Genomic DNA, 14,307 nt, shown 5'->3' on the forward strand with positions numbered 1-14,307 from the left:
ACCCATTACAAACTCTACAACCCCGGGGGCCGGGTTCCAATGTGGTGGTGGGGGGCCCGCGGCGTGGTGGTGTGTACGGCCCGCAGCGGGCCGCACCGCGCCTCAGACCAGGAAGTCCCGCGCCAGCTGCTCCGCCGCCCGCTCCAGCAGCGGGCCCGCCTCGGCCATACAGCGGGCCGGGTCGGGCTCCAGATCCGTCAGGGCGTAGGCCCGCCGGATGCCGGCCGCGCCGAGCGCCTCCTGCGGCAGCTGGAGCCGGCCGCAGACCGCGACCACGTCCAGGCCGGCCGCGCGGGCCGCGGCGGCGACCCCGGCCGGCGCCTTGCCGTGCAGCGTCTGTGCGTCGAGGGAGCCCTCACCCGTGATGACGAACGTGGCCTTCGCCAGCGCCGGGGCGAAGCCCAGGACGTCGAGCATCACGTCGATGCCCGGCCGGAACGTCGCGTCCAGGCCGACCAGCGCGCCGTAGCCGATCCCGCCGGCGGCGCCCGCGCCGGGCGCCAGGGCGTCTTCCGCGGCCTTCGGGCCCACCGCGCGGCGCAGTACCTCGGCATAGTGCGCCAGCGCCGCGTCCAGCGTGGCCACGTCCGCCTCGCTCGCGCCCTTCTGCGGACCGTAGACCGCCGGGGCGCCCTTCGGGCCCGTGAGCGGGTTGTCTACGTCGCTGGCGAGCACGATCGTGGTCTTCGCCAGCCGGGGGTCCAGCCCCGACAGATCGGCGGTGGCCAGGTCGCGCAGCGGGCCGCCGCCCGGGGCGACCGGCTCGCCGTCCGCGTCCAGGAACCGGGCGCCCAGCGCCGCGAGCATGCCGGCGCCGCCGTCGGTCGTGGCGCTGCCGCCGACGCCGAAGACGATCGAGGTCGCGCCCGCGTCGAGGGCCGCGAGCAGCAGCTCGCCGGTGCCGTACGTGGTCGCCGTCAGGGGCGCGAAGACGCCCCCCGGGAGGTGCTGGAGCCCGGAGGCCTCCGCCATCTCCACCACCGCGGTGCCTTCGCCACGCAGCGCGAAGGTGGCCGTCACCGGCGCGCCGGTCGGGCCGGTGACCCGGGCCTCGTGGCGGGTGAAGCCGGCCGCGAGTGCCGCCGCGACCGTGCCGTCGCCGCCGTCCGCGACCGGGACGGCAACGACGTCCAGGCCCGGGACCACACGCCGAAGACCGGCGCTGACATGCTCGGCGACCTCGACGGCCGTGAGCGAACCCTTGAATTTGTCCGCGGCGATCAGCACATGTGCTGTGGGTGTCCTTGCTGCGTCCGCCACCGTGTTTCCCCTTGCTTTCGAACTGGCAGTCGCGCCGCTGTGACCTTATCCGGCGGGGGGCCCGGCGAACAGGGCACTTCGGTCCGGGGCGCTGCCGAGCGCCCCCGGGGTGCGCCGCCAAGATCCACCGTCCCGGCGTGCCCCGGGACCCGTTCCGTCTAGGCTCGCGCCGTGACCACCATGGACTACGCCACGTACCTCGCCGGCCTGCCCCGCGTGCTCGCGGGCGCGGGCGTCATCTTCCGCGACGCGGACGGCCGCCTGCTGCTCGTGGAGCCCAACTACCGCGACACCTGGATCCTGCCGGGCGGCACGGTCGAGTCCGACCGCGGTGAGTCGCCCCGTCAGGCCGCCCGTCGCGAGACCGTCGAGGAGATCGGTCTGGACGTGGAGCCGGGCGCGCTGCTCACCATCGACTGGGTGCGCGGCAAGGACCGGCCGCCGCTGGTGTCGTACCTCTACGACGGCGGAGTACTGGACGCCACGCAGCTGTCCGCGATCCGCGTCCAGGAGGAGGAGCTGCTCTCCTGGCGCATGGTGCACTGGGACGAGGCCCAGACCCTGGTGAACCGGGAGATGGCCCTGCGCATCGGCGCCGCCCTGAAGGCCCTCGCGGACGGCTGCGGACCGGCGGAACTGGAGGACGGCGTGCCGCCGGCCGGGGCTGACGGTACGTCCGGACAATCCCCCGCGCGGTGATGGTCCCTTGGTCGGGAGCGTGTACGCCTGGGCGTGCGTGCCCCCGCACGCAAGGCCGCCGCGCACTCCTCGCCCGCGGCTGGGCGGACCTGGTCCCGATCATCTGCTGGAATCGGCTCAAGAACCGCGGCTTGTGACAGCGTCGCGAAAGCGGCTGGCTAGAGCGAGATCGTCCGTTCGTCGGCTTGGAGACCGCGGAGCGTCCAGAGTCCGTACAGAGCCAGCAGGGGTTTGAAAACGATCCACTCGCCGGGGCGGTAGTCATCCGCGAGCACGAGTCTCTCAGCAAGATCAGGGCGCTGCCGTCGCAAGTACGCGCGAACCTTGAGCGCGTGAGCTGGTTGGGAGGCGATCTTGATGCGGTCGACGCCCTCGATCAGTGGGATCACGTTCGTGACGTTCTCCCACGTCGTCCTGCTCCGGTCTTCGATGAGCACGCGGCCGTCGAACTTGAGCACAGACTTCGCGTAGTCGGCCATCAGCTGGGCCTCCGCAGGAGCGCTGCCGGTCGCTCCGCCACTGAAGATCAGCCGGGTGTCGCAGGCACTGTCGGAGGCGATGGATCGAACCCCGGCACGGACGCGCCACCGGTTGATGATGTTGATCGTCGCGTGCGGATTACGGTAGCCCGGCACCACCACGGCCTCGGAAGCGCCGTCACCGTTCCCGACGAGCGTGCGAGACCAGTGCCGGTTCAACCACTCACCCCAGGCCAGGGCAGCGGCCCCGCCCATTACCAACCCCCACGCTGATCGCATGCAACGAGTCTAGGAGGCCTCGGCACCGAGCAGCGAAGCCTCCAGCCACACCACAAACGACGCGTTCCTTGCAACGAAGCAGGCCTCAGTGCGACCCGAGATGGTCCGAGTGCGCTCGGGTGTCGGTGCTGCCGTGGTGGCACGCCCATCACCGCATCTGGTGCCCAATGAGAAGGGCGCGCTCGTGGCGGCCGCGGCGATGCCGGAGACACCGCCCGGCTTCGGCGCCCGTGCCGCCGCCGTGCTCGGTGATCTCGGGTGCGGGGAAGCGGAGTTGAAGCGCGTGGGAGACGGCGGCGGAGCTGGTGGACGAGGTGCGGGGCGTCGTCGAGGGCTGATGCCGGGGACGGTCCGGCGGGGGCAGCACGTGTCGTACGGGCCTACCCGTACGGACCTTCCCGTACAGGCCTCCCGTACGGGCCTTCGTACGGGCTCCGCACAGGCTCCGCACGGGCCTCCTCAGTGGGGACGGGCTTCCTCAGTGGGGACGGGCTTCCTCAGCGGCTGATGCCGACCGCATGGCCGTAGGTCTGCGGGTCGTTCACGAAGTCGAGCATGGCGCGGGCCACGTCGGCGCGGGTGATGACGTCGCCGGCCGGGCCGGCCTCGACGGCGTGGCGGTAGCGGCCCTCGCCGGGCTTGTCGAGCAGGCGGGGCGGGCGGACCGCCGTCCAGTCGAGAGCGCTGTCGCGCAGTACGGTCTCCATCCGTTCCAGGTCGGTGTAGAGCTCCTTGAGGGCCGCCCACAGAAGGGGGCCGAACAGTCGGCGGGTGAGGAACGACTGACCCGTTCCGGTGCGGTTGAGCGGGGCCGCGCTGACCACGAGAAGACGTCGTACGCCGGTGGCGGTCATCGCCTCGACGAGTGCGCGGGCCGAGGTGGAGGCGGGCCGCAGCGGGTCGTGCCGGCCGGCCTGGCCGATGCCGGAGAGCACCGCGTCGGCGCCGCCGACCACCGCCTTGACGGACGCGGCGTCGAGCGCGTCCGCGCGGACGACCGTCAGACGCTCATGCCGCTCGGTCAGCTTCTGCGGGCTGCGCAGCGCGGCGGTCACCTCGTGGCCGTCGGCCAGGGCGTGGGTGACGAGCTGTCGGCCGACGCCGCCCGACGCACCGAGAACGGTGAGTTTCATGATCTCTCCTGGGGACGGCAAAAGGTGAGTGAGTACTTACCCACCAGTGTGGGTGAGTGTTCACTCACCTGTCAACGTAGACTCGAGCCATGACCCGAGACGCCGCCGCTCCGCTGACCGGAGGCGCCCTGACGCGCTCCCGCATCCTCGACGCCGCCGCCGCGCTGCTGACGACCGTGGGCCTGACCCGTACGACGACGAAGCAGATCGCCAGGGAAGCGGGCTGTTCCGAGGCGGCGCTGTACAAGCACTTCCGCAGCAAGGAGGAGATCTTCGTCCGGGTGCTGCACGAGCGGGTACCGCAGTTCTCGGACGTGCTGGAGCCGCTGTCCGGCTGCGCGGGCGACGAGCGCGGGCCGGCCGAGCACCTCACCGCGGTGGCGCTGGCCGCCGTCCGGTTCTACCGCCGGGCCTTCCCGATGGCCGGGTCGCTGTTCGCCAGCCCCGAGCTGCTGGCGACTCACCGCCGCAAACTGCACGAGCTCGGTACCGCCGGGCCGCAGAACGCCACCCAGCATCTGGCCGGCTACCTGGCCGCCGAGCAGGCGCTGGGCCGGGTCTCGTCCGGCATCGATCCGCACGCGGCGGCCACGCTGCTCATCGGGGCCTGTTTCCACCGTGCCTTCCTCGACCTGTTCTTCGGCGCCGAGGCGCCGGCCGGGGCCCTGCTTCCGGAAGACGAGGAGGAGTTCGCGACGGAGACCGTACGTGCGCTGCTCGACGGCCTCACCCCGCCGGCGTCGGACAGCAGGCTCTGAAGGGTCTCCCTGCCGGTCACCCCTTGTGGCCCGTCACCCGCACGCCTCCGCCGGGAACAGGGTGTCCTCCGTCCGTTCGAAGGCGAGCAGGCGGCGCTTGCGGTCGAGGCCGCCGCCGTAGCCGGTGAGGCTGCCGTTGGCGCCGACGACGCGATGGCAGGGGACGATGATGCCGACCGGGTTGCGGCCGTTGGCCAGACCGACCGCGCGGGCCGCCGTCGGGACACCGAGGCGTTCGGCGAGCTGCCCGTACGAGAGGGTCTCGCCGTACGGGATGGCGCACAGCGCCGCCCAGACGCGGCGCTGGAAGGGCGTGCCGCGCAGTGCGAGCGGCAGGTCGAAGGTGGTCAACTCGCCGCGGAAATAGGCCCGGAGCTGGGCGATCGCCGCGGCGAACGGCGGCCCTCCGGGGTCCGCCGGATCGCCGAAGGTCTCCTGGGGCGGGCGGTGGCGCTGGTCGGTCATGTAGAGGCCGGTGAGGGCCTCGCCGGTGGCGACCAGGGTGAGCGGCCCCACCGGGGTGTCGTCCAGGACCGTGTGGGTGAGGGGCGCGTCGGGCGCGGGGGTGTGAACTGCCATGGCTGCGGCCTCAGTTCGTCGGAAGGTGGTTGATGGGGTGGTCGTCGGTCGCCCAGAGGTACTGGACCGCGTAGGCGCGCCAGGGGCGCCAGAGTGCGGAGTGCCGGGTGAGGGCCGCCGGGGTGTGCGGCAGGCCGAGCCCGGCGGCCGCCCGGCGCAGCCCGAGGTCGGTCGGCGTGAAGGCGTCCGGGTCGCCGAGCGCACGCATGGCGACGCATTCGACGGTCCAGGGGCCGATGCCCGGCAGCCCCGCGAGCTGGGCACGGGCCTCGTCCCGGTCGCTGCCGACGCCCAGTTGCAGCGCGCCGGAGCCGAGGGCGGCGATGACACCGGTGAGGGTGGCCCGGCGGGTACGGGGCATCGCCAGCGACTCCGGGTCAAGCCCGGCGAGAGCGGCGACGGACGGAAAGAGGTGGCTGAGGCCACCGCCCGGGTCGTCGACGCGTTCGCCGTGCGCACGGACCAGCCGTCCGGCGTGGGTGCGGGCCGCCGCCGTGGACACCTGCTGGCCGAGGACGGCGCGGACCGCGAATTCCTCGGCGTCGACCGTACGCGGAACCCGTCGTCCCGGCGCCTTGTCGACGAGCGGCGCCAGCAGCGGGTCCACACGGAGCAGCCCGTCGACGGCCTCCGGGTCCGCGTCGAGGTCGAGCATCCGGCGGCAGCGGGCAATGGCGCCGGCCAGATCGCGCAGATCGGTGAGGGAGAGACGGCAGTCGATGTGGTCGGGGCGGGGTGCGAGGGCGACGATGCCGTGCCCGTAGGGGAGGCGCAGGGTCCGGCGGTAGGCGCCGTCGCGCCACTCCTCGACCCCGGGGACCGCGGTGGCGGCGAGGTGGCCGAAGAGGTTGTCGGGGTTCAGCGGCTGCCGGAAGGGGAGCCGCAGCGCGAGCGAACCGGGCGCCGCCGCGCGGGGCCCTGGCCTGGCCCGCTGCCGCAGCTCCGTCGGGGACAGCGCGAAGACCTCCCGCACCGTCTCGTTGAAGGTACGGATGCTGGCGAATCCGGCGGCGAAGGCGACATCGGCCATCGGCAGGGCGGTGGTCTCCACCAGGAGCCGGGCGGTCTGCGCGCGCTGGGCGCGGGCCAGGGCGAGCGGCCCCGCCCCCAGCTCGGCCAGCAGCTGGCGCTCTGTCTGCCGGGTGCTGTAGCCGAGCCGGGTCGCGAGCCCGGGGACACCCTCACGGTCGACGATGCCATCGGCGATCAGCCGCATGGCGCGGGCGACGAGGTCGGCCCGCTCGTTCCACTCGGGAGAGCCCGGGCTGGCGTCCGGGCGGCACCGCTTGCAGGCCCGGAAGCCGGCCTGCTGGGCGGCGGCCGCGCTCGGGTAGAAACGCATGTTCTCCGGCTTGGGCGGCACCACGGGGCAGCTGGGACGGCAGTAGATACGGGTGGTGAGCACGGCCGTGTAGAACCAGCCGTCGAAGCGGGCATCCTTGGACTGCACGGCGCGCAGACAACGCTCGGTGTCGGTGTGCATGACCTCAGGATTGCTCAGTCGGCGGCATCCGGCTGGCGAGAATCCGACATCAACGTCGGGCCACCAGGGACGGCGCGGGTCACCCGGGCCGCCCCTCGGCATTCACTTCCCGGCGAACCGGTCGAGCGCGCCGATCACCTGGTCACGCGTCGCCTCGCTCCCCTTGTGCCCCGCGTCAGGAATGACGGTCAGCCGGGCGTCGGGCCAGGCGCGGGCCAGCTCCCAGGCGGTGTGCAGCGGGCTTCCCATGTCCTGACGGCCATGGATCAGCACACCCGGAATGCCTGCCAGCCGCCCGGCGTCACGCAGCAGGGCGCCCTCCTCCAGCCATGCGCCGTGCGAGAAGTAGTGCGAGCAGATCCGGACCAGGGCCATCCGGGCCGCCGCGGGCCGGTCCCCGTAGGGGTTGGCGGCGCCGTACGGCTCCAGGGAGAGCACCGTGTCCTCCCAGGCGCACCAGTCGGCGGTGGCGCGCTCGCGCACCGCCGGGTCGGGGTCCGCCATCAGGCGGGCATACGCCCCGACGATGTCGTCGTCCCGCCCCACTCCCGGAGCACCGGCGAGGAAGCGTTCCCACGCCTCCGGGAAGAACCGGCCGACACCCCGGTAGAGCCAGTCGGTCTCCGAACGCCGGGTCATGGTGACACTGGGGATGACGATCTCCGACACGCGCTCCGGGTGCCGCTCCGCGTACGCCAGGATCAGCGTCGAGCCCCACGATCCACCGAACAGCAGCCAGCGGTCGATGCCCAGGTGCACCCGCAACTGCTCGATATCGGCGAGCAGATGGGCCGTCGTGTTGTGCCGCATGTCCGTGGCCGGATCACTGGCATGCGGGGTGCTGCGTCCGCAGCCGCGCTGGTCGAAGAGGACGACGCGATAGCGGTCGGGGTCGAAGTACCGGCGCGCGCCCGTACTGCACCCCGACCCCGGCCCGCCGTGGACGACCAGTGCGGGCTTCCCCGCCGGGTTGCCGCAGACCTCCCAGTACACGAGGTTGCCGTCACCGACATCGAGCATGCCCGTGTCGTGCGGTTCGATCGGAGGGTATGGCTGCGTCATCAGCCCGCCTTCGCCGTCGGGTTCACCGTCACCGTCACCTTCGCCTCATCGCCGTCTTCGTCGCGTTCTTCGGGCTCGTCTTCTTCGTCGTCCTCGGCCCCGCCTGTGTCGTCTTCTTCGTCGTCTTCGGCCTCGCCTGCGTCGTCTTCCCCGTCCCTGTCCCCGCCCCCGTCCCCGTCATCGTCCCCGTCATCGTCCCCGCCTGCCGGTCGCCGGAGCACAGGCAACGGCGTGTGCACCTCCGGCCCCGGCGGCTTGGGTGTCAGCGCGTCTGCTCGGCGAAGGCCGCATACGCGCGCTCGTCGAAGAGGACGAAGCGCACCTCTTCCACGGCCGTGTCCGCGTCACGCACCGTCTCGACGGCGATGCGGGCGGCGTCCTCCATCGGCCACCGGTAGACGCCGGTGGAGATGGCCGGGAACGCGACCGTCCGGGCGCCCAGTTCGTCGGCGATCCGCAGCACTTCGCGGTAGCAGGAGGCCAGCAGGCCGCTGCGGTCCTCGCTGTCGGAGTGGACCGGGCCGACGGTGTGGATGACCCAGCGGGCCGGCAGCCGGCCGGCGGTCGTGGCGACGGCCTGGCCGGTGGGCAGGCCGCGACCGTAGTGGGAGGCGCGCAGTGCGCGGCACTCGGCGAGGATCTCCGGGCCGCCGCGCCGGTGGACCGCGCCGTCGACTCCCCCGCCGCCCAGGAGTGAGGAGTTGGCGGCGTTGACCACGGCGTCCACGGATTGTTCGGTGATGTCGCCCTGGATGAGGGTGAGTGTGGGGCTCATGCTGTCCGAGCCTACGGAGAGGCGTACGGCGCGGCCACTCGATTCAGCGGCGGTTCGCGCGCAGCCGTCGCCAGACCGTCTTGGCGGCGTAGTGGCCGGACATGCCGTGGACGCCGGGGCCGGGCGGGGTGGCCTGGGAGCAGAGGAAGACGGCGGGGTGGGCGGTTTCGTAGGGGACGCGGGCGAGCTTGGGGCGGATGAGCAGCCGCAGGCCCGCCGCCGAGCCGGTGGCGATGTCGCCGCCGACGTAATTGGCGTTGCGGGCGGCGAGTTGGGGCGGGCCGGCGACCGCGCGGGCCAGGACGAGGTCGCGGAAGCCGGGGGCGAAGCGCTCGATCTGCCGCTCCACGGCGTCGGTGGCGTCGCCGTCCCAGCCGTTGGGGACATGGGCGTACGCCCAGAAGGTGTGCTTGCCCTCGGGGGCCCGGGTGGGGTCGATCAGGCTGGGCTGAGCGGTGATCAGGAAGGGGACGGAGGGGGCCCGGCCGTCTGTGGCGGCGTTCAGCGCGGCGGAGATCTCGCCGCTGGTGGGGCCGATGTGGACGGTGCCGGCGCGGTGGGCCTCCTCGGCCGTCCATGGCACCGGGCCCGACAGGGCGTAGTCGACCTTGAAGACGCCGGGGCCGTACTTCACCTCGCGGTAGGCGTTGCCCAGGCCCGCGATCCGGGCGAGCGCGGTCGGTGAGGTGTCGAAGACATAGGCGCGGGCCGGCGGCAGGTCGTCCAGGCGCTTGACCTCGAAGTCGGTGTGCACCACGCCGCCATGGGCGCGCAGCAGACCGGCGAGCGCGTCGGAGATGGCCTGGGAGCCGCCGCGCGCCACCGGCCAGCCCTTGGCGTGTGCGGCGAGCGCGAACATCAGGGCCATGCCGGAGGTGCCGAAGCTGCCGAGCGGGGCGTTGGCGTGCGCCGCGAGCCCGGCCATCAGGCCGCGGGCCTTCTCGTCCTGGAAGCGGCGGTTGAGGAGGGTGACCGGCTGCGCCGCGACCAGGCCGAAGCGGGCGTAGGTCAGCGGGTCCTGCGGCAGGCCGAGCCACTGCGTACGCAGGAAGTCATGGGCCATCGCCTCCCACTTGCCGGTGAAGGGCTCGACGAGCCTGCGGTAGGTGCCGGCGTCGCGCGGTCCGAAGGACATGGCGGTCTCGCCGACGGAGTGACCGAGCACGGCGGCCGTACCGTCCGGGAAGGGGTGCGCCAGGGGGATGTCGGCGTGCAGCCATTCGAGGCCGTAGCGGTCCAGCGGCATGGCGGAGAAGGCGGGCGAGCCGGCGCCGGTGGGGTGCACCGCCGAGCAGGGGTCGTGGCGGAAGCCGGGGAGGGTCAGCTCCTCGGTACGGGCGCCGCCGCCGATGGTGTCGCGGGCTTCGAAGACCTCCACGGACATGCCGCGGCGGGCCAGTTCGACGGCCGCCGTCAGGCCGTTGGGTCCCGCCCCGATCACCACGGCATCGAGCATCCTCGGCACCTGCGCCACTCCCCTCAAGTCCGACCCTCGTCGGTGAGGGTCAGTTGGCGGCTGCCAGCAGTCCGAGGATACGCCGCGCAGTTGCGGTGTCCCGCGCCGCGGTGAAGGGCAGCGCATTGCCGCCTTCGATACGGAACGGCTGCCCGGCGACCGTGCCGCTCGCGCCGCCGGCCTCCTGGACCAGCAGCAGCCCGGCCGCGTGATCCCAGGCGTTTTCCCAGCTGAAGGCCGTGGCGTCGATCTCGCCGCGGGCTACGTGCAGATATTCCAGGCCCGCCGAGCCACAGGGGCGGGGGGCGATACCGCCGGTCTCCAGGGCGGCGAGCACCCGCTTCTGGTCGTCGTTGGTGAAGTCGTAGTGGGAGGTGGCGACATCGAGGACCGCACCGGACGACGGGCTGCCGGCCTGGAGCAGTACGCCGTTGAGCCGGGCGCCGGAGCCGCGGCGGGCGACCGCCATCAGGCCGAGCGCGGGGGCGTACGTCCAGGAGGCCAGCACCTCGCCGCGGTGGGCGAGCGCGACGAGCGTGGCGAAGCCTGGGTCGCCGTGAACGAACTGGCGGGTGCCGTCGACCGGGTCGACGATCCAGACGGGGGCGTCGCCGTGCAGCGCGTCGAGCACAGCGGGGTCGGCGTGCACCGCCTCCTCGCCGACCACCCGGGAGCCGGGCAGCAGGTCCGTGAGCGCGGCGGTGAGGTGCTCCTCGGCGAGCCGGTCGGCGACCGTGACGAGGTCGTGCGGCCCGCTCTTCTCGACGATCTCCTCGGCGGCGAGCTGCCGGAAACGAGGCATGATCTCGTCGGCCGCGGCGCGGCGGACGGCGGCCTCGACGGCGGCCAGGTCCAGCTCCGAGAGGTCGAACGGCGGGGCCTCAGGAGCGGCGGGCGCGGCCGATGCGGCAGCGGTGGGGGCAATCGGGGTAATCGCGGTATCTCCCGAATCTTGGGTACGAAGTGCTTCGATCATGTATCCATCGAACCACGAGCCACTGACACGGCGGCTGGACTCAAGGTGAAATCCGGATGCCGCGGAGGACACGGGGCAGGACGGCAGGTCAGGGCGCCCCGGGGCCCGGCGGAGCCGTCCAGCCCCCACAGCGGGCAGCCCGTCCCCCACCGCCCGGCGGAGCCGTCCGGCCCCACCGGCGGGCTCCCGCGCCCCCAGCGCCCGGCGGCGCCCCTCAGCGTCCGACCGCGTACCCCTGCATCCCCCGCGGATTGGCGGCGGCCGACAGCACCCCGGTCTCCGGGTCCCGCGCCACCGCGCAGAGCCGCCCCTCGGACCAGGCGTCACCCACCGTGACGTGATGGCCACGCCGGCGCAGCTCGTCGATGACCTCGTCGCCGATGCGGGACTCCACGGTCACGCTCCCCGGCCGCATCCCGCGCGGGAAGAAGGATCCGGGGAACGAGTCGTTGTGCCAGTTCGGGGCGTCGACGGCGCCCTGCAGGTCGAGGCCGCCGCGGACCGCCCCGCGCAGCGCCACGGCCAGGAAGAAGTGGACCTGCCATTGGTCCTGCTGATCGCCGCCCGGCGTACCGAAAGCCATCACGGGGACCCCGTCGCGCAGTGCGAGGGACGGGGTGAGGGTGGTGCGGGGGCGGCGTCCCGGGGTGAGGGAGTTGGGCAGGCCCTCCTCCAGCCAGGCCATCTGCAGCCGGGTGCCCAGCGGGAAGCCGAGCGCCGGGACGACCGGGTTGGACTGCAGCCAGCCGCCCGAGGGGGTGGCGGAGACCAGGTTTCCCCAGCGGTCGACGACATCGATATGGCAGGTGTCGCCCCGGGTGGCGCCGTTCCGGTCGACCTCGGGCGCGGCATCCGCCGGCCCACCGCCGGGCGGGACCTGCGCCGCGGCGCCGCGCGCGACGGTCGGCTCACCGGCTCCGCTGCCGGAGACACCCATCGCGTCGAAGCCGTCCTCACCCGTCGCTGCCGCCACCGCATGCTTGCTCAGCCGCGGGGTGCGGCCGTCCGGGCTGCCGGGCCGCAGCTCGTGGGAGGCCCGCTCCCCGATGAGGGCCCGGCGGGCGGCGTTGTACCCGTCGCCGAGGAGGGTGCCGAGCGGCACCTCGTCGGCGTCGCCGTACCAGGCCTCGCGGTCGGCCATCGCCAGCTTGCAGCCCTCGATGAGCAGATGCACGTAGTCGGCGCTGCCGTACGCAGGCAACTCGTCGGGCAGCAGGGCGAGTTGCTGGAGGAAGGCGGGGCCTTGGGACCAGCCGCCCGCCTTGGCGACGGTCCAGCCGTTCCAGTCGTGGGTGACGGGTGGCTCGTAGCCGGCGGCGAAGGCGGCCAGGTCGTCGCCGGTGAGGGTGCCCGCGTGGCGTTCGCCGGAGGTGTCCATGGCCGGGCGGGCCGCGAAGTCGGCGAGCGCCGTGCCGATGAAGCCTTCGCGCCAGATACGGCGGGCGGCATCGATCTGCGCCGCACGGTCCGCCGACGCGGCCTCCGCCTCCGCGAGCAGCCGGCGCCAGGTGGCCGCCAGCGGCCGGTTCCTGAGCAGCCCGCCGGGAGCGACGGGCCGGCCGTCGGGGAGGTAGATCTCGGCGGAGGAGGTCCACTCCGTCTCGAAGAGCGTGCGGACCGCCTCGACGGTCTCACCGATCCGTTCGACGGCGGGGTGGCCGTGCTCGGCGTAGCCGATGGCGTACCGCAGCACCTCGGCGAGGGACTTGCTGCCGTGGTCGCGCAGCAGCAGCATCCAGGCGTCGAAGGCGCCGGGGACCGCGGCGGCCAGCGGCCCGGTGCCGGGCACCAGGTCGAGGCCGAGCGCGGTGTAGTGCGCCACGCTCGCGCCGGCCGGAGCCGGGCCCTGCCCGCACAGCACCTGCACGGGCCCGCCGGCGGGCGCCAGGATGATCGGCACCTCGCCCGCCGGACCGTTGAGATGCGGCTCCACCACATGCAGCACGAACCCGGCGGCCACGGCCGCGTCATAGGCGTTGCCGCCGTCCTCCAGGACAGCCATCGCGGACTGGGACGCCAGCCAGTGCGTGGTGGAGGCCATCCCGAAGGTGCCTTGGAGGGTCGGGCGGGTGGTGAACACGGGGGACTCCTCTGTCTGGCGGGGTGCGGTACGGGTGCGACGGGCGAAGCGGACGCGGTGGACGGGGTGAGGTGGGTGCCGTGGCGGACGGGCGGCCGGGCTCTTCGCGGAGGGGCGTACGGCCCGCGAAGACGGGCAGACCGTATGCCCCATACAACCACCGGGCAAGACGCCCGGTCCGCCCTGGCCGTAGGCTCGTGCCATGGCCATGCACCGCACCGCGCTCCCCCGCTCCGCCTCGGGCGTCCGGTGGGACGGGCTGGCGCTGCGCGTCGATGGACCGTCCCGCCCACCATTGCGCGCCGAAGTCGCCGACGGGCGGCGGCTGGTGCTGCTCCAGGGGGACGGGGTGGTGCTGCTGGCGCGGCAGCGCGTCACCCATCGCGGGGTGCACTATGCGCGCACCGGCCGGTACGTGTCGCCGGTGCCTGCCTTGCGCGCCGATATGGCCCGCAGGTACCGGGAGGCCTGCACGGATGACGACGCCTGGAGCGCCCGCTGGGCCCATCACTTCGCGAGCGCACTGCGGGAGAGCGGCAACGGGCCGCTCCACGACGGGAATTGGCAGCTGCGGCCCGGCATGTCCCCCTACGCGGTCGACGCCTACTGGGAAACGCCGGCCCGGCACGACCCGGACCGCGGCCATATCGCCTGGTTCAGCGGAAGCCCGGCGCACGACAGCCGCGACATCCTGCCGCTGCGCCCGCTGTCCGCACCGGACGCGCCACGGGTGAAGGCGTGCCGTCGCCAGTACCGCGAGGGTGTGCTGCCACCCGTGGTGCTGTGGGGGATCAGCGCGCTCGACACCTGGGTGGTGCTGGACGGCCATGACCGGCTCGCGGCCGCGCTCGCCGAGGACGGCCGTCTGCCCGTGCTGCGGCTGGACCGCGAGGGGCTCCCCGAGTGGCACACCGCCCTTGCGCAACCGGACCTTCGCGCCTACGAGGAGCGCCTTGCCCACCTCCAGCGGCAGCGGAACGCCGGAGATCCGCTTGCGCCGAACAAGATCGCAAACGAGGGCCGGCGTCTGGCGCAAAAGCTGGAGCGCGCGGGGTCCGGCTCTTCTCCCACCCGTGGCTGGCCGCTGGCCGGCGGCGCCGCCGCCTGGGACGCACTCGCCCGGCAGCACGCCCCCGGCTGGCTGCCGGACACCGATGTCTGACGCACCGTCGGAACGGCGAACCGGCGGCGGTCCCCGCCCCAGCAGCCCCCGGCACCCGCACCCGCACCCGCACCCGCACCTGCACCCGCACCGCAGCAGCCACAGCACCCTGCGCGCCTCCGCCCA

Annotated in this window: 14 protein-coding genes; 3 read left to right on the forward strand and 11 right to left on the reverse strand. The window is 73.5% G+C overall.

The window, feature by feature from the left end:
* Window positions 1-102: 102 nt before the first annotated feature.
* A complete protein-coding gene (locus ACWGI6_RS23395) occupies window positions 103-1,227 on the reverse strand; it encodes a glycerate kinase (protein ID WP_453269422.1) in 1,125 nt (374 codons plus the stop codon).
* 213 nt (window positions 1,228-1,440) lie between these two features.
* Between ACWGI6_RS23395 and ACWGI6_RS23400 the strand changes: the two genes are divergently transcribed.
* The gene (locus ACWGI6_RS23400) at window positions 1,441-1,959 is read left to right on the forward strand and encodes an NUDIX domain-containing protein (protein ID WP_453269423.1); all 519 of its coding nucleotides are present in this window, start codon (window positions 1,441-1,443) and stop codon (window positions 1,957-1,959) included.
* A gap of 158 nt (window positions 1,960-2,117) precedes the next feature.
* Here the strand turns inward: ACWGI6_RS23400 and ACWGI6_RS23405 are convergent, their stop codons facing one another.
* On the reverse strand, window positions 2,118-2,717 hold the full coding sequence (locus ACWGI6_RS23405) for a YdcF family protein (protein ID WP_453269319.1): 600 nt from the start codon (window positions 2,715-2,717) through the stop codon (window positions 2,118-2,120).
* Between the two features lie 497 nt (window positions 2,718-3,214).
* The gene (locus tag ACWGI6_RS23410) at window positions 3,215-3,850 is read right to left on the reverse strand and encodes an NAD(P)-dependent oxidoreductase (protein WP_393908776.1); all 636 of its coding nucleotides are present in this window, start codon (window positions 3,848-3,850) and stop codon (window positions 3,215-3,217) included.
* Between the two features lie 89 nt (window positions 3,851-3,939).
* Between ACWGI6_RS23410 and ACWGI6_RS23415 the strand changes: the two genes are divergently transcribed.
* A complete protein-coding gene (locus tag ACWGI6_RS23415; protein ID WP_453269320.1) occupies window positions 3,940-4,608 on the forward strand; it encodes a TetR/AcrR family transcriptional regulator in 669 nt (222 codons plus the stop codon).
* Window positions 4,609-4,641: 33 nt separating this feature from the next.
* On the opposite strand, the gene ACWGI6_RS23420 is transcribed toward ACWGI6_RS23415, so the two are convergent.
* The 8 genes from ACWGI6_RS23420 to ACWGI6_RS23455 form a co-directional block, all read right to left on the reverse strand.
* Window positions 4,642-5,187 carry a methylated-DNA--[protein]-cysteine S-methyltransferase gene (locus tag ACWGI6_RS23420; protein ID WP_453269321.1) on the reverse strand — a complete coding sequence of 182 codons (546 nt, stop codon included), beginning with the start codon at window positions 5,185-5,187 and terminating at the stop codon, window positions 4,642-4,644.
* A 10-nt stretch (window positions 5,188-5,197) separates the two neighbouring features.
* On the reverse strand, window positions 5,198-6,670 hold the full coding sequence (locus ACWGI6_RS23425; protein ID WP_453269322.1) for an AlkA N-terminal domain-containing protein: 1,473 nt from the start codon (window positions 6,668-6,670) through the stop codon (window positions 5,198-5,200).
* Window positions 6,671-6,772: 102 nt separating this feature from the next.
* Window positions 6,773-7,732: a prolyl aminopeptidase gene (gene pip / locus ACWGI6_RS23430; RefSeq protein WP_453269323.1), complete on the reverse strand. Its 960-nt coding sequence runs from the start codon at window positions 7,730-7,732 to the stop codon at window positions 6,773-6,775.
* A complete protein-coding gene (locus tag ACWGI6_RS23435; RefSeq protein WP_453269324.1) occupies window positions 7,732-7,971 on the reverse strand; it encodes a hypothetical protein in 240 nt (79 codons plus the stop codon). The genes pip and ACWGI6_RS23435 overlap by 1 nt, the downstream gene beginning before the upstream one ends.
* Before the next feature lie 23 nt (window positions 7,972-7,994).
* Window positions 7,995-8,507 carry an O-acetyl-ADP-ribose deacetylase gene (locus tag ACWGI6_RS23440; RefSeq protein ID WP_453269325.1) on the reverse strand — a complete coding sequence of 171 codons (513 nt, stop codon included), beginning with the start codon at window positions 8,505-8,507 and terminating at the stop codon, window positions 7,995-7,997.
* 43 nt (window positions 8,508-8,550) lie between these two features.
* Window positions 8,551-9,972, reverse strand: a complete 1,422-nt coding sequence (locus tag ACWGI6_RS23445; RefSeq protein WP_453269326.1) for a phytoene desaturase family protein — start codon at window positions 9,970-9,972, stop codon at window positions 8,551-8,553.
* Window positions 9,973-10,012: 40 nt separating this feature from the next.
* Window positions 10,013-10,939 carry an inositol monophosphatase family protein gene (locus tag ACWGI6_RS23450; protein ID WP_453269327.1) on the reverse strand — a complete coding sequence of 309 codons (927 nt, stop codon included), beginning with the start codon at window positions 10,937-10,939 and terminating at the stop codon, window positions 10,013-10,015.
* Between the two features lie 214 nt (window positions 10,940-11,153).
* The gene (locus ACWGI6_RS23455; RefSeq protein ID WP_453269328.1) at window positions 11,154-13,019 is read right to left on the reverse strand and encodes a gamma-glutamyltransferase family protein; all 1,866 of its coding nucleotides are present in this window, start codon (window positions 13,017-13,019) and stop codon (window positions 11,154-11,156) included.
* A gap of 202 nt (window positions 13,020-13,221) precedes the next feature.
* Between ACWGI6_RS23455 and ACWGI6_RS23460 the strand changes: the two genes are divergently transcribed.
* Window positions 13,222-14,181, forward strand: a complete 960-nt coding sequence (locus ACWGI6_RS23460; RefSeq protein ID WP_453269329.1) for a hypothetical protein — start codon at window positions 13,222-13,224, stop codon at window positions 14,179-14,181.
* Window positions 14,182-14,307: the final 126 nt, after the last annotated feature.

Source organism: Streptomyces sp. NPDC054786 (assembly GCF_053611685.1).

Excerpts from the sequence above, each read along its gene's own strand:
- ACWGI6_RS23400 (WP_453269423.1), top strand. The coding sequence starts at position 1,441 with ATGGACTACGCCACGTACCTCGCCGGCCTGCCCCGCGTGCTCGCGGGC.
- ACWGI6_RS23405 (WP_453269319.1), bottom strand. The coding sequence starts at position 2,717 with ATGCGATCAGCGTGGGGGTTGGTAATGGGCGGGGCCGCTGCCCTGGCC.
- ACWGI6_RS23410 (WP_393908776.1), bottom strand. The coding sequence starts at position 3,850 with ATGAAACTCACCGTTCTCGGTGCGTCGGGCGGCGTCGGCCGACAGCTC.
- ACWGI6_RS23415 (WP_453269320.1), top strand. The coding sequence starts at position 3,940 with ATGACCCGAGACGCCGCCGCTCCGCTGACCGGAGGCGCCCTGACGCGC.
- ACWGI6_RS23420 (WP_453269321.1), bottom strand. The coding sequence starts at position 5,187 with ATGGCAGTTCACACCCCCGCGCCCGACGCGCCCCTCACCCACACGGTC.
- ACWGI6_RS23425 (WP_453269322.1), bottom strand. The coding sequence starts at position 6,670 with ATGCACACCGACACCGAGCGTTGTCTGCGCGCCGTGCAGTCCAAGGAT.
- pip (WP_453269323.1), bottom strand. The coding sequence starts at position 7,732 with ATGACGCAGCCATACCCTCCGATCGAACCGCACGACACGGGCATGCTC.
- ACWGI6_RS23440 (WP_453269325.1), bottom strand. The coding sequence starts at position 8,507 with ATGAGCCCCACACTCACCCTCATCCAGGGCGACATCACCGAACAATCC.
- ACWGI6_RS23450 (WP_453269327.1), bottom strand. The coding sequence starts at position 10,939 with ATGATCGAAGCACTTCGTACCCAAGATTCGGGAGATACCGCGATTACC.
- ACWGI6_RS23460 (WP_453269329.1), top strand. The coding sequence starts at position 13,222 with ATGGCCATGCACCGCACCGCGCTCCCCCGCTCCGCCTCGGGCGTCCGG.